The following is a 17,694-nucleotide window of genomic DNA, read 5'->3' as shown; positions in this document are numbered from 1 at the left end:
ATTAATAAAAGAAAGTGATTATTATTAGGGGTGATTTTATATGGGACAAAGTCGTCAATTTACTCATGGTCAAAAAGCACCGAATAATGGTATATATGTGGAAATTGGTGAAACTGGGGATATGGTACAAAACCCCAAAAAAGTAAAGTTAAAAGCAGGAGATAATTTTCCTGAAACAAGCAATCAAAATCGCAAATGGACATATAAAAGTAAATTTAAGTAACAGCTACGGCTGTTACTTATTTAAATTCAAAAAATTTTATCAAAACTAAATAATGTACATATACACTGGCATAAACTAATAAAAACGGTTCGCGGAGGGATATTAATGGACGAAAAAAAGCAAGAACTAGAAGCTTTGTTAACACAGTTAGAAACAAACTTAACTACTTATGGAAAAGAGAGGATTGAAGAATTGAAAAAGGAGTTATTTGAAATTGAGAATTATGAATAAAATAGGCATTGTCCTGTTCAAACTAAAATATCCTTTGCATACATTATAAAAGGAATGAAATTTGCGAGGGATTTATAATGACTATAAAAGAGAGATTTTTTCTAATTGGGGAAGAGTGGAATGTTATTCATTTACCGAAAAAACCAAATGGCTTTGCAATTTTCATCATCGGTGATATAAACCATTTTGTAAATTCAAAAACTAGTTCGTGGCATCAAAGACCTGACCATTATCAGTTTATTGAAGACTTAAAAAATGCTGGATATACTGTCATTTACTCTAATTTGTATGGGAGACATTGGGGGAGTGCTGAAGCCTGTCATTTTTTACACCGCATTTATGATGAAGTAACGAAAAAAGAAATTTTAAATAAAAAAGTCCACATTATTGCTGAAGGGATGGGGGCATTGGTAGCGGCTCAGTTAATCCCAACAAAAGAATCATCGTTTCGCTCTATAGTCATGATTAACCCATGTCTTAACCTATCGCACTACTTTCAAACAGAAAAACGGAATAAATTCTTTTATAAACGTTTTCTAAAAGAGTTAAAGAGGGCTTATTCTATAGAGACTACGGAGTTGGAAAAGAAGATTTCTTCCATGGATATTAATATGTATAAGGCTATGCCAGTCCCGTTAAAAATTCTCCATTGTATGAACTCTACTCCTTATACGTTAGAAAACCATGTAAGACCATATGAGAAATTGTGCAATAATGAAAATAACAGTGTAGAAGTTGCAATTTTTCTTAAAAATAAGCCATTTGAACAGTTAGCAAAGCCAGCTATTGAATTTTTTAAGAAAAATGAATGTAATCTATAATTATAAAGTGTCAGCATACCAAAGTATCTAGAATAATTACTACTATATTCTATGATTACTTTCATGGTTTATCCGGCACTTTTGTTATGGAATAGGTACATTTTGTTTTCAGATTAAGAGTTATTTAATGTATTTCATCATTTATCTGAATTTTTTAGGGTAAAAGACCCCCACCTCTAAGAGTAGCGTAGGTGGCATTTTCCAATCAGGTGGAGTAGACTCTTCACCTGATTTTCCGATGTTTCAACTTGCTGAAACGAGTTCACTATTCTTATCATTAGTTATAAATTTTGTGCAGCTAGGTTTTGATAAACTGGAAATTCACTCATTGACATATTAATTACTGTTTTTTCATATATATAGTAAATAAATAAAACGGGGGAATTATTATATGAAAAAAATAGTAGTGACTGGCGCTCTTGGTTTTATAGGTTTTTCATTATGCCTCCGATTGTTAGATAAAGGATTTAAAGTAGTCGGTATTGACGGAATGATTAATAGCCAATTAAAAGGGTTTTATGAGGAAAAACTTCTATGGGTAGGTAGGAATTCTCAGTTTCATTTTATAAATAAAAGGATTGAAGATACTGATATAAAAGCAGTTCTTAGAGGTGTAGATACAGTTTATCACATGGCTGCGTCTACAAGTAAAGAAAGAAGTTGGGATGAACTTCCGAAAACCATTGAAGATAATGTTGGTGTTACAGAAAAAATAATTTCTGCTTGTGAGCAAAATACGAAGGTGATTTACACGTCTTCTACACAAGTTTACGGTGAGAGAACAGGAACGATTACCGAAAATACTCCCTTGAACCCCATTACTCCATATAGTTTAACAAAGATGGCAGCGGAAGCTTTAATTAAAAGCAAATGCAAACAATTCGGTGTACCTTATGTTATTTTTCGACTTCCAACAGTTTATGGTCCTTGGCAAAGAGATGATATGTCCTATTGTAAATTAATAGTAAAGGAACTTATGTCAGATAAAAATACTTCTGCCACTTCAGATCGAGTAACCGAAGATGTTTTGTACATTGAGGATATTCTTGATACACTAATTGAAGCTGGAATAAAAGACGAATGTAAAAATGAAGTGTTTAATTTATCAACTGGAAAAGTAAACGAATGGTTTCGGGGTTTAGCCTTAATTAGTAATAAAACAATTTCAGAACCTAGTGATAAACGATTATTAGTTAGTATAAGTAATGAAAAAGTTGTATCGCAACTAGGGTTTAAGGTTGTAACAAATCTTGAAACGGGATTAAAAGCACAAAAAAATCACATAAAAAAATACAAGCACTTATATTTAAGACAGTAGGAGAGAGGCAATGGGTCCAAAACAAATCATAATTGGATTACTAGTGTTTATTATTATTACAGTGGCAACTTTTTTTCTATTAAATCTGATTCTTCAATTACCTGAAGGTGGTAGCGTTATAATTGCTATTGTTGTCGGAGTATTGGCTGAAGTGTTATATCGAAAGAAAGCTAGGTCTATGACCTAGCTTTCTTTAATAAATGAATTCTCATAAAACTTTATGTTAGGATATTTATCTTGAGCAGTTCTCATTTGATAGTCGTTTTCAAAGAGTACGACTAGACGATCATCACGATCTTTCGCAAGATTTCTTTGTGTGCGAATAAATGCATCTAAATCCTTTTTATCTCCTGAAACCCAGCGGGCGTGAGAGAAAGGTAATCGTTCGAGGCGAATATCTACTTTATACTCTGCTTTTAAACGATGTTCTAATACTTCAAATTGAAGGACACCAACAACACCTACAATTTGTTGTTCAACAACCTTTTGGTAAGTTTGAAAAAGTTGGATTGCTCCTTCTTCAGTTAATTGACGCAGTCCTTTTTCATAAGACTTATGCTTAAGCGCATCTTTTACAGAGATAACACAAAAGTGCTCTGGTGAGAAGTGTGGCATTTCTTCAAATTCAAAAGAACCATTTTCAACTAAAGTATCCCCAATTCGAAATGTTCCTGGATCAAATAATCCAATGATATCTCCTGCATATGCTTCTTCAACTGCGTTACGGCTTTGGGCTAAAAATTGGGTCGGTTGTGCTAGTCGTAAAGGTTTGCCAATTCTTACGTGATTAACATTCATACCTTTCTTATAGATCCCTGAAGTAATCCGTAAAAAAGCAATTCGATCACGATGGGCCGGATTCATGTTTGCTTGAATCTTAAAAATAAAACCGGAAAAATTTTGATCTAGTGGATTAACGATTCCTTCTGTACTTTTTCTAGCTGTAGGTGAAGGGGCCATTTTTAGAAAATGGTCGAGAAACGTTTGAACTCCAAAATTAGAGATAGCACTACCAAAGAAGATAGGAGTGAGTTTTCCGGTATTAATAAGTTCTATATCAAATTGATCTCCAGCAACGTCTAATAATTCCATTTCCTCTCGAAACTGATTTACTAAACTTTCATCGTTAATCACTTCATCAATAAGGGGGTCATCAGAACCATTAACCTCAATGATAGTGATTTTGCTCGGCTCATTATGATTGTATAGCTCTAATCGTTTTTGATGTCGATCATAAACCGCTCTAAAGTCTTGCCCCATCCCGATTGGCCAATTCATTGGATAAGATTGTATGCCTAATACTTCTTCTAATTCTTCCATTAATTCAAAGGGGTCTTTTCCTTGACGGTCTAGTTTGTTAATAAATGTAAAAATAGGTATTCCTCGCATACTACAAACTTTAAATAATTTAATTGTTTGTGCTTCGACACCTTTAGCAACATCGATCAGCATTGTAGCAGAGTCAGCCGCAGTTAATGTTCGATATGTGTCTTCACTAAAATCTTCGTGTCCTGGAGTATCAAGTATATTTACATGAAAATCTTTATACTGAAATTCCATCACTGAACTAGTAACAGAAATACCTCTTTGTTTTTCGATTTCCATCCAATCACTCATAGCATGTTTAGAGTTTTTTCTTCCTTTAACTGTACCTGCTTCGCGAATTGCCCCACCAAAATAAAGTAACTTTTCTGTAAGGGTAGTTTTTCCAGCATCGGGATGCGAGATAATAGCAAAGGTTTTTCTTGATTGTACCTCTTGTTCATAGGAAAGTTTCATAAGTTTGAGCCTCTTTCTTTATTACATGTAATATGGGTCAATTTCATCATTCCATTAATCTAACCAAATCACTATATTTAGTTGAGAACACATTAGTTCAACTAAATATAGTATCTTGGTGGTATTAAATTTGTATGATGATATTCATTAAAGTCAACTAACTATTAAATAAAATGTTCAATTTTATATTACTTTTACATTTCAAATTCTAGTTTACCATTGATTGATTTTACCATATTTAATATAGTGAAAAAAGGGAGTATTATTTTATAATATTTTATTAGGTAAAATAATTGTAGAAAGCGATTTATTAAAACCTCTATAAGGAGAGTGCTTAATACTTATGTCTTTTTTTCGAATTAGTCTGATCGTAACATTACTATTAATTTCAATAGGGTGTTCCACTTCTACTGAAACTAATATGTCAACGAAGGTGGGCCTACTGCTACCAAGTAATATTGACGATCAGGGCTGGAATAGTAAAGGTTACAAAGGCTTATTAAATATTCATTCCAAAATGAATGTTGATGTATTTTACAAGGAAGAAATCAATTCAATGGAAAAAGTTAACGATGCAATTTTAGAATATGAAAAACTAGGAGTAAACCTAGTCTTTGGTCATGGAAAGATGTATGCTATGAAGTTTTTAGAATTGAAAGATCAGTACCCACATATGCACTTTATTGCTTTTAATGGCGATGTCTCAGGAAAAAATATTACTAGTCTTCATTTTGAAGGTTATGCAATGGGCTTTTTTGCGGGGATGCTTGCAAGCGAAATGTCTGAGACAAATGTAATTGGGGTAATTGCCGCTTACCCTTGGCAGCCAGAAGTAGAAGGATTTGTAGAAGGTTCTCAATATCAAAATCAAGATGTAGATGTCATAGTAAACTACGTTTCTAGTTGGGGAAATATTGATAAGGCAATTGAGCTATATAATGAAATGAAATTAGAAGGTGTTGATGTATTTTATCCAGCAGGTGACGGTTATCATATACCAGTTATTGAAGAAGTTAGAAAACATGGTTTATATGTTATTGGCTACGCTGGAGACCAATCTGATTTAGGACAGTCTACTGTATTAACAAGTACAATCCAACATGTTGATCAGCTTTATGAATTAGTTGCAGAAGAATTTTTTAATGGGAAACTAAGTACAGGGAATCGTTATTTTGATTTTGCTGAAGGAGTCATTTCTTTAGGTGAGTTCAGTCCAGAAGTGCCAGAAGACATTCAAGTGATGATTAGTGACGAGGTTCAACGATATATCGATACTGGAAAACTTCCAAATGAAAAATAGTACGGCGAATAAATTTTAAGTATCAAATTTTAAACATGTAAGGCTATCTAGCTCCAAAGCCAATGGTTCATACCCATGGCACTGGAGCTTTTCTTATCCGAAAAAGGGCGTTTCTCCCCCTAATATCGCCCTTTGGACATGCTCGTTATGGGATAGATGCACATAGGATAGTAAAGACCTAGATGAAAGACCGGGGTCTTAATTATTACAAGTAAAGGAGGTTCAATTATGTATCCCGGTATGCATTATGCCCATTATCCAGGACAATATATGATGACGAGAGATTACGGGCATGGAAAACATCATCATCCGCGTCCCCCACGCCCACCATATCCCCCACAACCCGAATATTCACCAGTTTTACCATTTTTAGCTGGTTTGGCGGGCGGTGGGTTATTATTTAGTGCTTTTTCTGGACCAGGAAAGCCATATGGCCCACAACCATACGGTCCGCCACCGCCATACGGTCCGCCACCGCCATACGGTCCGCCACCGCCATACAGCCCGTACCCATATGGTTCACAACCATACGGTCCTCCGCAATATGGACAACAGCCATATCGTTAAAGCAATCTTTGGGTAAGGGTTTGTTCACATTTTTCGCCAAAATTAGGATGACTATTAATAGTCATCCTAATTATTCTTTAGGCATGCATCAAAAAAAATTTGAAAGTTAATGAATTTATCATACAGTTTTCACATGACTGAAATACTATGTCTAGTTGGATTTGCGTACTCATCTAGATATAGTTTTATGCCACTAGATTATGCTCAATTTGGAAAGAAAAAAGAACAGTATTTTACCTTTTAACTTATTATTTTATTTTTTGGGACTACCAAAGCTTTTGAATAGATCGACTAATGGTCCCATTTTTTTTAGGGAAGGTCCTAGTTTATTAACCAATCCCATAAATTGATCAAATTGCTCTACCATTTGGACAAAATCTATTTCTTGTGTTGGAGAATTTTCACTATTGTGTTTATTGCTTTTATTACCCTCCGTTTGGTTAGGCATACTTTCTTTACTTGCTTCTTCATCTATTGAAGGGTGTACTGTTGGTCCAAACATTAGTTCATCAAAAAAATTTCTTGCTTGTGGAGTTTCTTGTTGTTTGTTATCTTCCAATTTTCAATCCCCCTTTAAAAAGAATTATACAATATAAACGTATGTCAACTTACATAAGAGAGTGTGGGAAGAAAGCGCCCGATTGTATAATGATTGCTAGACAAAGTCAATAAGATGAATTAAAATTATGATCAGGTCATAATATTAACTAGTATAGGATATAAAATGACACAATTATGAAAAAAAGTAAATGTGACTTATAATATAGAAATATATAAAAGGAGGACAAAGGAATGCTCAATGTTGGAATTCTAGGTATGGGATCGTACGTACCAGAAAATGTAATAACCAATGTAGATATGGAAAAGAAAATAGACACTTCAGATGAATGGATTAAAACTAGAACTGGTATTGAAGAACGCCGATTTGCTCCAGAGCATCATGATACTTCACATATGTCATATTTGGCTGCCAAAGATGCTTTAGAAATGGCCAATATCTTACCTGAAGAACTTGATCTAATTGTAGTAGCAACAGTTACTCCGGACCGACCATTTCCTTCAGTATCAGCTGTTATTCAAGATCAACTCGGTGCGAAAAAAGCTGCAGCTATGGATATAAGTGCTGCATGTTCCGGTTTTATGTACGGTATGATTACAGCAAAGCAATTTATTCAGTCTGGTGATTATAAGTATGTATTAGTTGTTGGCTCAGAAAAATTATCTAAGCTGATCAATTGGGATGACAGAAATACCGCGGTACTATTTGGTGATGGAGCTGGAGCGGCTGTTTTAGGCCAGGTTTCTGAAGATAAAGGAATATTAGCTTTTGAATTAGGAGCTGATGGTGGTGGGTGCGAGCACATTACTCAAGAAGGCCCACACTTGACTATGAATGGACGTGAAGTGTTTAAGTTTGCGGTACGTCAAATGGGTGAATCGGCATTAAGTGTAATTGAAAAAGCTGGTCTGACAAAGGAAGATGTTGACTATCTAGTTCCGCATCAGGCGAATATCCGAATTATGGAAGCGTCGCGACAAAGACTCGATTTACCTGAAGAGAAAATGGCAAAATCAGTCCATAAATATGGGAATACTTCAGCTGCTTCTATCCCTATGACCTTAGTTGATGAACTGAAAAATGGAAAGATTAAAGATGGTGACATTGTAGTATTAGTAGGATTTGGTGCTGGATTAACATGGGGCTCTGTAGTACTACGTTGGGGTCGTTAACCTAGGTAAAGTCACAAATCTTTTAGAATGTCATTATATAAAAGGAGAGAAAAGATAATGAAGCAAAATCGTGTTGTAGTTACAGGAGTAGGTGCGGTTACTCCTTTAGGTAATAACGTTGAATCTACATGGGACAACGTAACAGCTGGAAAATCAGGGGTAGGATTGCTTACGAGAGTAGATGCATCTCAGTTTCCTACAGGTGTTGCTGCTGAATTAAAGGATTTCGATCCAGGTAATTTCATGGATAAAAAAGAGGCAAGAAAAATGGATCGCTTCACTCAATACGCAGTAGCAAGTAGTTTGATGGCTGTTGAAGATGCAAAGCTTGAAATTACTTCTGAAAATGCTGATCGAATTGGTGTATGGATTGGCTCTGGTATCGGTGGAATGGAGACATATGAACAACAGTTTAAAATTTTCTTAGAAAAAGGACATCGCCGTGTAAGTCCGTTCTTTGTACCAATGCTGATTCCTGATATGGCTTCTGGACAAGTTTCCATAACACTTGGGGCAAAAGGGATTAATTCTTGTACAGTAACTGCTTGTGCTTCCGGTGCTAACTCCATTGGTGATGCATTTAAGGTTATTGAGCGCGGAGATGCTGATGTTATGATTACTGGTGGATGTGAAGCACCAATTACGAGTATGTCAATGGCTGGTTTTAGTGCAGCAAAAGCACTATCTACTAATCCTGATCCAAAAACTGCAAGTCGCCCATTTGATTTAAATCGTGATGGATTTGTTATGGGTGAAGGTGCAGGAATTCTAGTCCTTGAATCATTGGAACATGCACAAAAACGTGGTGCAAAAATTTATGCAGAAATCGTAGGTTACGGTGCAACTGGCGATGCATACCATATCACAGCACCTGCTCCTGAAGGTGAGGGAGGAGTTCGGGCAATGCGTATGGCATTAAAAGATGCAGGGCTCAATCCAGAAGAAATTGATTATATGAATGCTCATGGGACAAGTACTCATTATAATGATAAGTATGAAACGTTAGCAATTAAGCAAGTGTTCGGAGATTATTCCAAACAATTAGCTGTCAGTTCGACAAAATCAATGACAGGACACCTATTAGGTGCAGCTGGAGCTGTAGAAGCTATTTTCTCAATAAAGGCGATTGTTGAAGGAGTAATCCCACCAACAATTAATTACGAAACACCAGATCCTGAGTGTGACTTGGATTATGTACCAAATGAAGCAAGAAAACATGAAGTGAACGCAGTTCTTAGTAACTCATTAGGATTCGGTGGACATAATGCAACGTTAATATTTAAGAAATTCAACGTTTAGATAAACGGAAAGTATTTGAGTATAGAGTGTAAAAAAGAAATTTTTTGAGAAGTTAGAAAAGGAACTACAGCCAACATGGCCGAAGTTCCTTTTTTACATAATCAGAATTTATAAATTTCTAACTTGGAAACTGTCTAGCTCCAGGCGCCATCGGCTCGATCACTTCAGACAAGAAACGGACTTCAATAACTACTTGAATAACGTCTCTGAATAGCTTCATGCAGCTTTGCTTCGAGGAAGCCTACTTCGAAGCAAAGCTGTCAGACGCAGAAGCACATAGATTTTGGTCAAAAACCCGACCGCTACGAGCGGGTCTTCCATTGTTTGTCGCCGATAGGCGGGCGCCTTGCGCTTTTCTTAATCGTAAGCAAATTCCTGATCAAGCTCTAAAAATTCTTTAATGGCTTGTTTATTTTTTTCGATATCTAATTCTAGTACCGCGCCAGCATGGTCATATCTAGCATCAACAAATGATCCTTTAACTGGAATTGTTATTGTTTCAACCTTTTCAATTGGCTTTAAGAAAAAATTTGTACCATAATCTAAAAATTGTTTGTTTTGGATATTAGTTTGAATATAAGGTTCAATGGAACCTAGTAACTTCGGAAGTCTAGTTATTCCCGAGAATGTTAGGAGTTCATCCTTTAATATAGTTAGAACTTCTTGTTGCCGTCTGACACGTCCAAAATCATTTTCGTGATCACTACGAAAACGTACATAGTTTAAAGCTTGTTGCCCATCTAAACTCTGTAGCCCAGGTTGAAAATCGATATGGTCTCGACCTTTAGAATAATACATTCTTCTTTCGATGTCTATTTTAATCCCATCAGGTGCAATAATATCTACTACTCTTTGGAAGCCATCGAAATCAATCATCGCGTAGTAATGGAGGTCAATATCAAAATTGTCTTTAATTGTTTTACGAAGTAACTCCGGTCCACCTAAAAAGAAAGCGGTATTAATTTTATTGTTTCGATATCCTGGAATGGTGACATATGTATCCCGCATTAATGAAATTAACTTTATTTTCCCTTGTTTCGGTTGGTATTGAGCTATCATAATTGTGTCTGATCTTGCAGCGCCATCTTCTTCCTTATCCACTCCTAATAAAAGGACACGTATTAATTCTTTAAACTGATCTTTGCTGGCATTAAATTCGATTTCTTCAAATTCATGTTGATTACTATTATCTTCTATTAATTTAAGAGATTGCTTTCGGGCATTTTCAAATTGATAAGTCGAATAGACTACAGTAGAGATTGCTAATATAATCAGTATAGAAAGTGCTATGTAAATAGGTTTCTTTTTGCTTTTTTTAGGCTTGTTTCTTGTTGGGCTTCCTTTTCTGGTCAACCTTAATCAACTCCTTTAAGCATACCAATTAGTATAGCAAAAAAGCACTGTTTTTAGTACTAAATCCCCGAATTTATTGGATTTATCTGAAAGTTTTTAGGGTGAAAGACTCCCACCTTTAAGCGTAGCGTAGGTGGAATTTTCCGATGTTTCAGCTTGCTGAAACGAGTTCACTCTAATTAATGATGATATAATATATAATTCACCCAACTAGATATAGAATTATGCATCTCGGAGTAGGTAATTATGAAATTCACTCAGCTAACAAAAAAATCCATTAACTAGAGTTAACAGATTTGCTTAAAGTAAGTTAAATTGTACAAATTTCAACTGGACATCTTTCGCAACGTAGATATTTCTTTAAATAGTCGATATTTTTGATTAGGATGTTATCATCTAAAATTGAAATGATATTTTCTTTTTTTAGATCTTGTAACATTCGGTTAGCAGTTTCCCTAGATGTACCAATGAAATTTGCAATTTCTTGGTTTGTGAGCTTTATTGGTATTAAAATATCATTATGGTATTTTACACCATATGAATTGCTAAAACGAATAAGGATAGAATAAAGCGCTCCTACTTTACCGTAAAGAAGTAAATCGGAAAATTTTGCTTGTGTTGATTGGGTATTTCTAGCAAAAAGCTTAATGAAAGCTACGGCAATGTCACCATTTTGTAGAAATAACGCTTCCAAATTTTCTCTTGTAAATTTATAGAGGGTAGAGTCTTCAATGACTTCTGCTGTCATACTAACTAACATATCATTAAATAAACTAAATTCACCAATAATGTCGTTATCTTGTTTCAAATGAAGGAAAAACTTTTTATGATCGATCGTCATTTTACTTAGTCGCACTTTTCCGGAACGGATCAAGTAAATATTAGTAGCTTCTTCTCCTTCGTAAAACAGGGTAGTACCTTCTCTAGCGTGAATTTTCACTCCGTGCTGTAACAAAATATCTTGGTTTTCTTTTGATAGTTGACTAAAGAAAGGTGTAATTTTTACGACTTTGTTCATTCCTATCACTCCATATATACTCTCGTTATATTTTGTCACAAATAAAGAATATCATAAAAACATTGGAATTTGAATGGCTTTTGACAGAATACAATCATTAATAATCCAAAAGAATAGCTTCATATTTTGCCACATTCCATAAAAACTCGTAAAATAGGTATGGACTTATGATAATGAGGAGATTAGCAATGAAATTACTTATAGCTGAAAAACCTGATCAAGCAAAAGCATTAGTATCACAATTTAAAACGAAAAAACAAGATGGCTATTTAATTATCGAGCCGAATAAATGGTTTCCTAACGGTGGCTATTGCACTTGGGCCGTTGGTCATTTATTACAGCTTTCCGCTCCAGAAAGTTATTTTCCAAGTTGGAAAAAATGGACATTAATAAATTTACCTATGATTCCTGATAAATTTCAGTATGAGGTCGTAAGGTCAAAAAATAAGCAATATCAAATTATTAAAAAATTGTTACAAAAAAAAGAGGTAACAGAAATTATTCATGGTGGAGATGCGGGGCGAGAAGGAGAATTAATTATTCGTAGTATTATACAAATGAGCAGGGTTCATAAACCAATGAAACGTTTATGGATTTCTTCGTTAACTCCAAAAGCAGTTCTTGAAGGTTTTGATAGTTTATTAACAGAAGAAAAAACAAGAAATTTGTATTATGAAGCATATACTCGTGCATGTGCGGATTGGCTAGTAGGAATGAATGCCTCAAGAGTATTTTCTATCTTATTAAAGGAAAAAGGAATTAGTGATGTTTTTTCAGCAGGAAGAGTTCAAACACCTACGTTAGCATTAATTGTAAAAAGAGAGAAGGAAATTGAAGATTTTGAATCTAAGCCATTTTGGGAAGTAATTGCTACTTTTACAATGGATGGAAAGCATTATGAAGGAAAATGGCATAAAGAGAATCACTCAAGAATTGAAGAAGAAGAAATGGCCAAAAAAATAGCGCTGTTCTGCGAAGGGAAAACGGCAGAAATAGTTCATGCTGAAAAAGAACGAAAAAAGTTTGAGCCTCCTTTATTATTTAATTTATCAGCACTTCAGGCTACCGCTAATAACATATATAAATTTCCCCCAAAAAAGACATTAGATGTATTACAGAAGCTTTATCAAAAAGGAATTGTATCTTATCCAAGATCAGATTCAAATTATGTTACAAAAGGGGAAGCAGAAACGTTTCCATATATATTAGAAAAGCTAAGTGATTTTAAAGAATATTCATCGCTCTTCCCGGTTCCGAAAAAGTCGATTGCTAATAATAAACGCTTCGTAAACGAAAAGAAGGTAACAGATCACTATGCGATTATCCCTACTGAACAAGTAAAAGATCCTACTAAATTACCAACAGACGAAGCAAAGATTTATGATTTAGTCATACGCCGTCTTATTGCAGCACATTACGATGCGGCTCAATTCGACTATACAACAATTACTACCTTGGTAGACAAACGGGCACAGTTTATCTCAAAAGGAAAGCAGCAAATAAATGAAGGCTGGAGAAAAGTTTTATATAAGCAACAAGATGATACGGATATCATTTTACCTATTTTAGAAGAGGGAGAGACTGGTTTTGTTAAGAGTGTTCATGTGAAAGCTGGGAAAACACAACCACCTAAGCGGTATACCGAAGGACAGTTAATTACGTTGATGAAAACAGCAGGGAAATTTATTGATAATGAAGAACTAGAAAAAGTTCTAAATAAAACGGAGGGGTTAGGAACAGAAGCAACTCGGGCTGGAATCATTACTATGTTAAAGGACAGGCAATATATAGAGGTAGTCAAAAATCAAGTGTTTGCAACAAAAAAAGCACGAATACTTATTGATGCAATTGGTGGTGCTATTTTAGCTTCTCCAGAAATGACCGCAAAATGGGAACAGCGTTTAGGGGAAATAGGTCAAGGAGCGGCTTCTCCAGTTACTTTTATGGAACAAACGAAAAAATTAACGGCCAAAATTGTTGAAGACGCTACACGAAATTCAGTGAAATGGAACTTTCAAGGGCTTGAATATGAAGTGAAAAAAAACTCTAAATCAAAGTTTACTCTTGGAAAAGTAATCGGGAAGTGTAAGCTTTGTGATGGAGATTTAGTTGATAAAGGCAATTTTTATGGTTGCGGAAATTATAAAAAAACCTCTTGTAAATTTATTTTATCCAAAACAATTTTAGGAAAGAAACTATCTGAAACAACTGTCAAAAATTTATTAACAAAAGGTGAAACAGGAGTATTAAAAGGTTTTAAAAAAGGAGACAAAACATTTAATGCTACTCTCATTTGGGATGGTAAGGAAAATAAAATTAGCTTTAAATTTTAGTTCAAGTGGTGACTAAAAATGATACGTCTGCAACTCCTCATTAAAAGTAGCACCTTCCAAAATCAAACATAACTATAAGTAGTAGGATATGTCGGAGGTGTGTAAACTTTGAGTGTTGTGCAAACCAATAAAACGTTAAAGGAATTTGTAAGAAAAAGAAAAGAAACGCCAACAAAGTTACATTTTCAATTGCAACGAGAACTATTGTGTGATCCTGTAGCTGATCATTTCGAAGAGTACCATTCTATTCAGCTGCATAAATACTTTTTAGACAATGGAATGTTCTTTCCTGATGCTAAAATTTTAGAAGAAATTAATGGATTTGAAAAAAAGAAAATATGGAAGTTACTTCAAAATCATTATGAACGCTTAAAAAGTGATTGGCGGGGAGAAGAAGCCACAATATACCTTTTTCCGGTTGAAAAGAGAAATGAAATAATAATGAAAGATTTGAATGGAAAGACAGGAATTAGCTTTCACGATGTTATAGTTTTATTTTTATCCAAAAATCTTTCAGTAGAAGAAATAGAGGCGCTTCTTACTCATGAATATAACCATGTATGCCGCCTTTCGTCGTTAAACAAAGACTTTGATCAGTTAACATTACTCGATTCAATGGTTATTGAAGGTATGGCGGAAGTAGCGGTAGAAAAGACAGTGGGAAAAAGCGCATTAGCACCTTGGGTATCTTTATATAATAAAAAAGAACTATATCCATATTGGCAAAGAGTAAAAAAATTATTAAGCGTAAAAGGTAAACAAAATCATGATCCTATTTTATTAGGCGATCAAACATCACGTAAATTCCCTAAATGGTTTGGTTATTGTATTGGCTATGAAATTGTAAAAGCTTATTTGGAGAAAAACAAAGAAATACGAATGTGTGAATTATTAAAAAAGGATTCTAAAGAGATTTTGTCTACATCAGAATTTGATCATACGTTTAAGTAAGAGGAGTCTTTTTAGACTTCTTTTTTTATCCGACTCTTAAGGGGAGCAGTAAGCCCCCCACTGATTTAAGTTCAGCTTTATACAAGTTTTTATGGAAAATACCTAATTTTTAACAGGATTTTTCTAACTTTAGAAGAAGTACTAAAATAGTAGTAAAAATAAGAGTCAGAAGGGGGGATTCCCGTGGGAAAGTTTCAACAGAAGTTTCTATGGTGGGACAAGTTATGATTATTCGTTTCTTCGTATTACTGGTTGGCTTTGGACTTGCTGTAATAGGTGGTATAAGTATGATTGCGTTTTTAAACTTATTAACAGCTGGGTATTCCTTCGTATATTATCTGAAGTTCATTGGGATGAGAGTAGAACTACATCTTTTTATCATTGGTTTAGTCATGATTATCATTAGTATTTATGGGCCTTCTTCTAGGCGTAATTAACGAAAATAGTGAAAATTTTCCTTGTATTTCCCTTCACCATGGAATAAATTTCCTAACGAATGCCTATACTGTTGGTACGAACATTCAAAGACAAGGGGGCTTTCTTATGGTCCACATTCGGGATGTATGGATCAATTGGTTTGAAGGAGAAGAAAATGGTTACAATATCTGCGAGTTTTTTGAGTGGAGGAAAGAAGATAAGATTGAGCTGTTAGATTCTGTTATTGTAATAAAACTAACAAGCAACATATTCGACTACATAGAAAACAACTTGGCAGAATTACCTGAACAGCTACTAGATGATGTTTATCAACAGAGTTATCAAAGGAAAAACAATCAACGATTACAACTAGATTATTGTTTCATAGTAACAGATGGAAAAAAAGTCTTAGCAGTCGATACGTTAGGTTATAAAACTCCAATAAGAAAAAGTAGGTTAATGCCTAGACAAGAAGAAACCGTACTCGAATTAGCCATGAATGAACATGTAAATGATTACTACGTTGAGTACATTGATTTACCTAAGGAGCACCATATTTTATCACCAGATCCTAGGTTGATGAGTGGGTTAATCCGGAAAGAACGTCAATTGAAACAGCTGTTATTTATGGCACTAGATCAGCTATATTCAACTGGTAATGTTGCGGAAGTCCGCTATTGGTTCACAGAGTGGTCACCAAATAACTATGAAAGTATTCAACAAATGTGTTTTGATGAAGCGTGGGAGAAACTTTTTAATGAGGTGAAGATGGGCTGGACAAGCCAGCATTATCACCTATGCGAAAGAATGGTAAAAGGACACTCCTTTTTTGAAAAATTATGGGAGCTTCAACATGCTGAAAGTGTAAAATAACAGGAGCAAAGCGCTCCTGTTATTTTGCTTTATAATGGCTAGTATAGAGGAAATTATTACCTTTTTCGATCTAAACCCATGGCTCTTTTTGCTTTAGTCAATGTTTTAGAGGCAACATTATTAGCTTTTTCAGCTCCCAAATCTAAATAATGATCAAGTTCTTCAGAATTAATGATTTCATGGTAACGGTCATGGATAGGTTTTAATGTTTCAATAACAGCTTCACCTAACGCTTGTTTAAATTCACCGTAGCCTTTCCCTTCAAACTCATTTTCTAATTCTTCAATGGACTTGCCTGAACAAAGAGAAAAGATACTGAGTAGATTTGAAATAGCTGGTTTATTTTCTTTGTCGTATTTAACAATTCCGTCAGAATCGGTTACAGCACTTTTGACTTTTTTCATGATCGTTTTTTCATCATCTAACATAGAAACATAACTTTTCGGATTCGGGTTTGACTTACTCATTTTCTTAGTTGGATCTGTTAATGACATTATTCTTGCTCCTACTTTTGGAATACGTACCTCCGGAATTGTAAAGATGTCATTGTACTTTTTATTAAAGCGTTCTGCTAGATCGCGTGTTAATTCTAAATGTTGCTTTTGATCCTCTCCCACTGGCACGATGTCTGTATTATAAAGTAATATGTCAGCTGCCATTAATGGTGGATACGTTAAAAGTGCACTAGATACAGCTTCTTTTCCATCAGATTTATCTTTAAACTGTGTCATTCGCTCTAATTCACCAATGTAGGAGACACACTGCATAATCCAACCTAATTGGGTGTGTGCACTTACTTCTGATTGGATAAATAAAGTTGACTTGGTTGGGTCAATTCCAGCTGCAATATATAGAGCTGCCAAGCTTCTTATATTTTTGCGAAGTTGAAGTGGATCTTGTGGAACTGTGATGGCATGCTCATCAACTATACAAAAATAACAGTGATTATCATTTTGAAGTTCCACAAAATGTTTCATTGCTCCTAAATAATTTCCAAGTGTTAAAGTTCCACTTGGCTGAATGCCTGAAAAAATCGTTTTCATGTTCTTACTTCCCTTCTTTAAATAAAAATGACAATACAAAAAGCCCATTCATCCCGAAAAGATAGGGACGAATGGACCGCGGTACCACCCTAATTATTCTAACTTAGTTAGAATCACTTTAAACCGTACAGCTGTTGAAGCGATACGAAGTCCTTGATAACGTAAAGGACTAAACGCCGAGGCCTACTTACAATCATTATTGGTTCGGTTCGGTTGCTCAAAAGCCCATTCTATATTGCGCTACTATCTGTTTCCCACCATCACAGACTCTCTAAGAGTTTAACAATATATACTATTCTTCATCATCGCAAAGCATATAAATTCTAAATATTTACAATTACGTTAGGGGATTTAGTATTTTTATTATTCCCATGTTTTTGAAAAACTTTCTCCTTAATAGTAGAAAAACCAAGTTTTTCTAATTATATAAGACAAAA

18 protein-coding genes and 1 other annotated feature are annotated in these 17,694 nt (G+C 34.7%); of the genes, 13 read left to right on the top strand and 5 right to left on the bottom strand.

Translation table 11 applies throughout. The annotated features are described in order from the left end of the window. The first annotated feature begins 40 nt into the window (after positions 1-40). From BKP37_RS18115 to BKP37_RS20250, 5 genes are all read left to right on the top strand, one after another. Positions 41-223: a YjzC family protein gene (locus BKP37_RS18115; protein ID WP_071311032.1), complete on the top strand. Its 183-nt coding sequence runs from the start codon at positions 41-43 to the stop codon at positions 221-223. Positions 224-328: 105 nt separating this feature from the next. After that, entirely contained in the window at positions 329-454 is a 126-nt protein-coding gene (locus BKP37_RS20820) for a hypothetical protein (protein WP_281243097.1), read from the top strand. A 77-nt stretch (positions 455-531) separates the two neighbouring features. Beyond that, positions 532-1,275 (top strand): hypothetical protein, encoded by a 744-nt coding sequence (locus BKP37_RS18110; RefSeq protein WP_071311031.1) that lies wholly within the window; start codon positions 532-534, stop codon positions 1,273-1,275. Between the two features lie 391 nt (positions 1,276-1,666). Next, positions 1,667-2,593 carry an NAD-dependent epimerase/dehydratase family protein gene (locus BKP37_RS18105; protein WP_071311030.1) on the top strand — a complete coding sequence of 309 codons (927 nt, stop codon included), beginning with the start codon at positions 1,667-1,669 and terminating at the stop codon, positions 2,591-2,593. A 10-nt stretch (positions 2,594-2,603) separates the two neighbouring features. After that, positions 2,604-2,780 (top strand): hypothetical protein, encoded by a 177-nt coding sequence (locus BKP37_RS20250; RefSeq protein WP_169823189.1) that lies wholly within the window; start codon positions 2,604-2,606, stop codon positions 2,778-2,780. Here BKP37_RS20250 and BKP37_RS18100 read toward each other — a convergent pair. Then, the gene (locus tag BKP37_RS18100; RefSeq protein WP_071311029.1) at positions 2,777-4,372 is read right to left on the bottom strand and encodes a peptide chain release factor 3; all 1,596 of its coding nucleotides are present in this window, start codon (positions 4,370-4,372) and stop codon (positions 2,777-2,779) included. The two genes, BKP37_RS20250 and BKP37_RS18100, sit on opposite strands and share 4 nt — an antisense overlap. Before the next feature lie 343 nt (positions 4,373-4,715). On the opposite strand from BKP37_RS18100, the gene BKP37_RS18095 reads away from it, so the two are divergent. Then, positions 4,716-5,672: a BMP family ABC transporter substrate-binding protein gene (locus tag BKP37_RS18095; protein WP_071311028.1), complete on the top strand. Its 957-nt coding sequence runs from the start codon at positions 4,716-4,718 to the stop codon at positions 5,670-5,672. A gap of 228 nt (positions 5,673-5,900) precedes the next feature. After that, positions 5,901-6,239 (top strand): hypothetical protein, encoded by a 339-nt coding sequence (locus BKP37_RS20330; RefSeq protein WP_071311027.1) that lies wholly within the window; start codon positions 5,901-5,903, stop codon positions 6,237-6,239. Positions 6,240-6,492: 253 nt separating this feature from the next. Here the strand turns inward: BKP37_RS20330 and BKP37_RS18085 are convergent, their stop codons facing one another. Continuing rightward, positions 6,493-6,798: a hypothetical protein gene (locus BKP37_RS18085; RefSeq protein ID WP_071311026.1), complete on the bottom strand. Its 306-nt coding sequence runs from the start codon at positions 6,796-6,798 to the stop codon at positions 6,493-6,495. 233 nt (positions 6,799-7,031) lie between these two features. On the opposite strand from BKP37_RS18085, the gene BKP37_RS18080 reads away from it, so the two are divergent. Both BKP37_RS18080 and fabF read left to right on the top strand, forming a co-directional pair. Then, entirely contained in the window at positions 7,032-7,970 is a 939-nt protein-coding gene (locus BKP37_RS18080) for a beta-ketoacyl-ACP synthase III (protein WP_071311025.1), read from the top strand. Positions 7,971-8,027: 57 nt separating this feature from the next. Then, entirely contained in the window at positions 8,028-9,269 is a 1,242-nt protein-coding gene (fabF, locus tag BKP37_RS18075) for a beta-ketoacyl-ACP synthase II (protein ID WP_071311024.1), read from the top strand. A 357-nt stretch (positions 9,270-9,626) separates the two neighbouring features. Here the strand turns inward: fabF and BKP37_RS18070 are convergent, their stop codons facing one another. Both BKP37_RS18070 and BKP37_RS18065 read right to left on the bottom strand, forming a co-directional pair. After that, a complete protein-coding gene (locus tag BKP37_RS18070) occupies positions 9,627-10,622 on the bottom strand; it encodes an LCP family protein (RefSeq protein ID WP_071311023.1) in 996 nt (331 codons plus the stop codon). Between the two features lie 310 nt (positions 10,623-10,932). Next, complete coding sequence (locus tag BKP37_RS18065) at positions 10,933-11,640, bottom strand: Crp/Fnr family transcriptional regulator (RefSeq protein ID WP_071311022.1); 708 nt, start codon at positions 11,638-11,640, stop codon at positions 10,933-10,935. Positions 11,641-11,828: 188 nt separating this feature from the next. Here BKP37_RS18065 and BKP37_RS18060 point away from each other — a divergent pair, with 188 nt between their 5' ends. The 4 genes from BKP37_RS18060 (at position 11,829) to BKP37_RS18045 (ending at position 16,214) form a co-directional block, all read left to right on the top strand. Next, positions 11,829-13,973 carry a DNA topoisomerase III gene (locus BKP37_RS18060; RefSeq protein ID WP_071311021.1) on the top strand — a complete coding sequence of 715 codons (2,145 nt, stop codon included), beginning with the start codon at positions 11,829-11,831 and terminating at the stop codon, positions 13,971-13,973. Between the two features lie 117 nt (positions 13,974-14,090). Beyond that, entirely contained in the window at positions 14,091-14,924 is an 834-nt protein-coding gene (locus BKP37_RS18055) for a DUF2268 domain-containing putative Zn-dependent protease (protein WP_245712569.1), read from the top strand. A gap of 224 nt (positions 14,925-15,148) precedes the next feature. Then, positions 15,149-15,361 (top strand): YuzI family membrane protein, encoded by a 213-nt coding sequence (locus BKP37_RS18050; protein WP_084034903.1) that lies wholly within the window; start codon positions 15,149-15,151, stop codon positions 15,359-15,361. 106 nt (positions 15,362-15,467) lie between these two features. After that, positions 15,468-16,214, top strand: a complete 747-nt coding sequence (locus BKP37_RS18045) for a YjbA family protein (RefSeq protein ID WP_071311019.1) — start codon at positions 15,468-15,470, stop codon at positions 16,212-16,214. Positions 16,215-16,270: 56 nt separating this feature from the next. Here the strand turns inward: BKP37_RS18045 and trpS are convergent, their stop codons facing one another. Then, positions 16,271-17,257 carry a tryptophan--tRNA ligase gene (gene trpS, locus BKP37_RS18040; protein ID WP_071311018.1) on the bottom strand — a complete coding sequence of 329 codons (987 nt, stop codon included), beginning with the start codon at positions 17,255-17,257 and terminating at the stop codon, positions 16,271-16,273. Between the two features lie 60 nt (positions 17,258-17,317). Then, positions 17,318-17,572 (bottom strand) — a binding site (T-box leader). Between the last annotated feature and the right edge of the window lie 122 nt (positions 17,573-17,694).

The sequence above is a fragment of the Anaerobacillus alkalilacustris genome, from assembly GCF_001866005.1.
GTDB lineage: Bacteria > Bacillota > Bacilli > Bacillales > Anaerobacillaceae > Anaerobacillus > Anaerobacillus alkalilacustris.
Note: the sequence above shows the minus strand (reverse complement) of the source record. Positions and strands in the feature narration are given on the sequence as shown.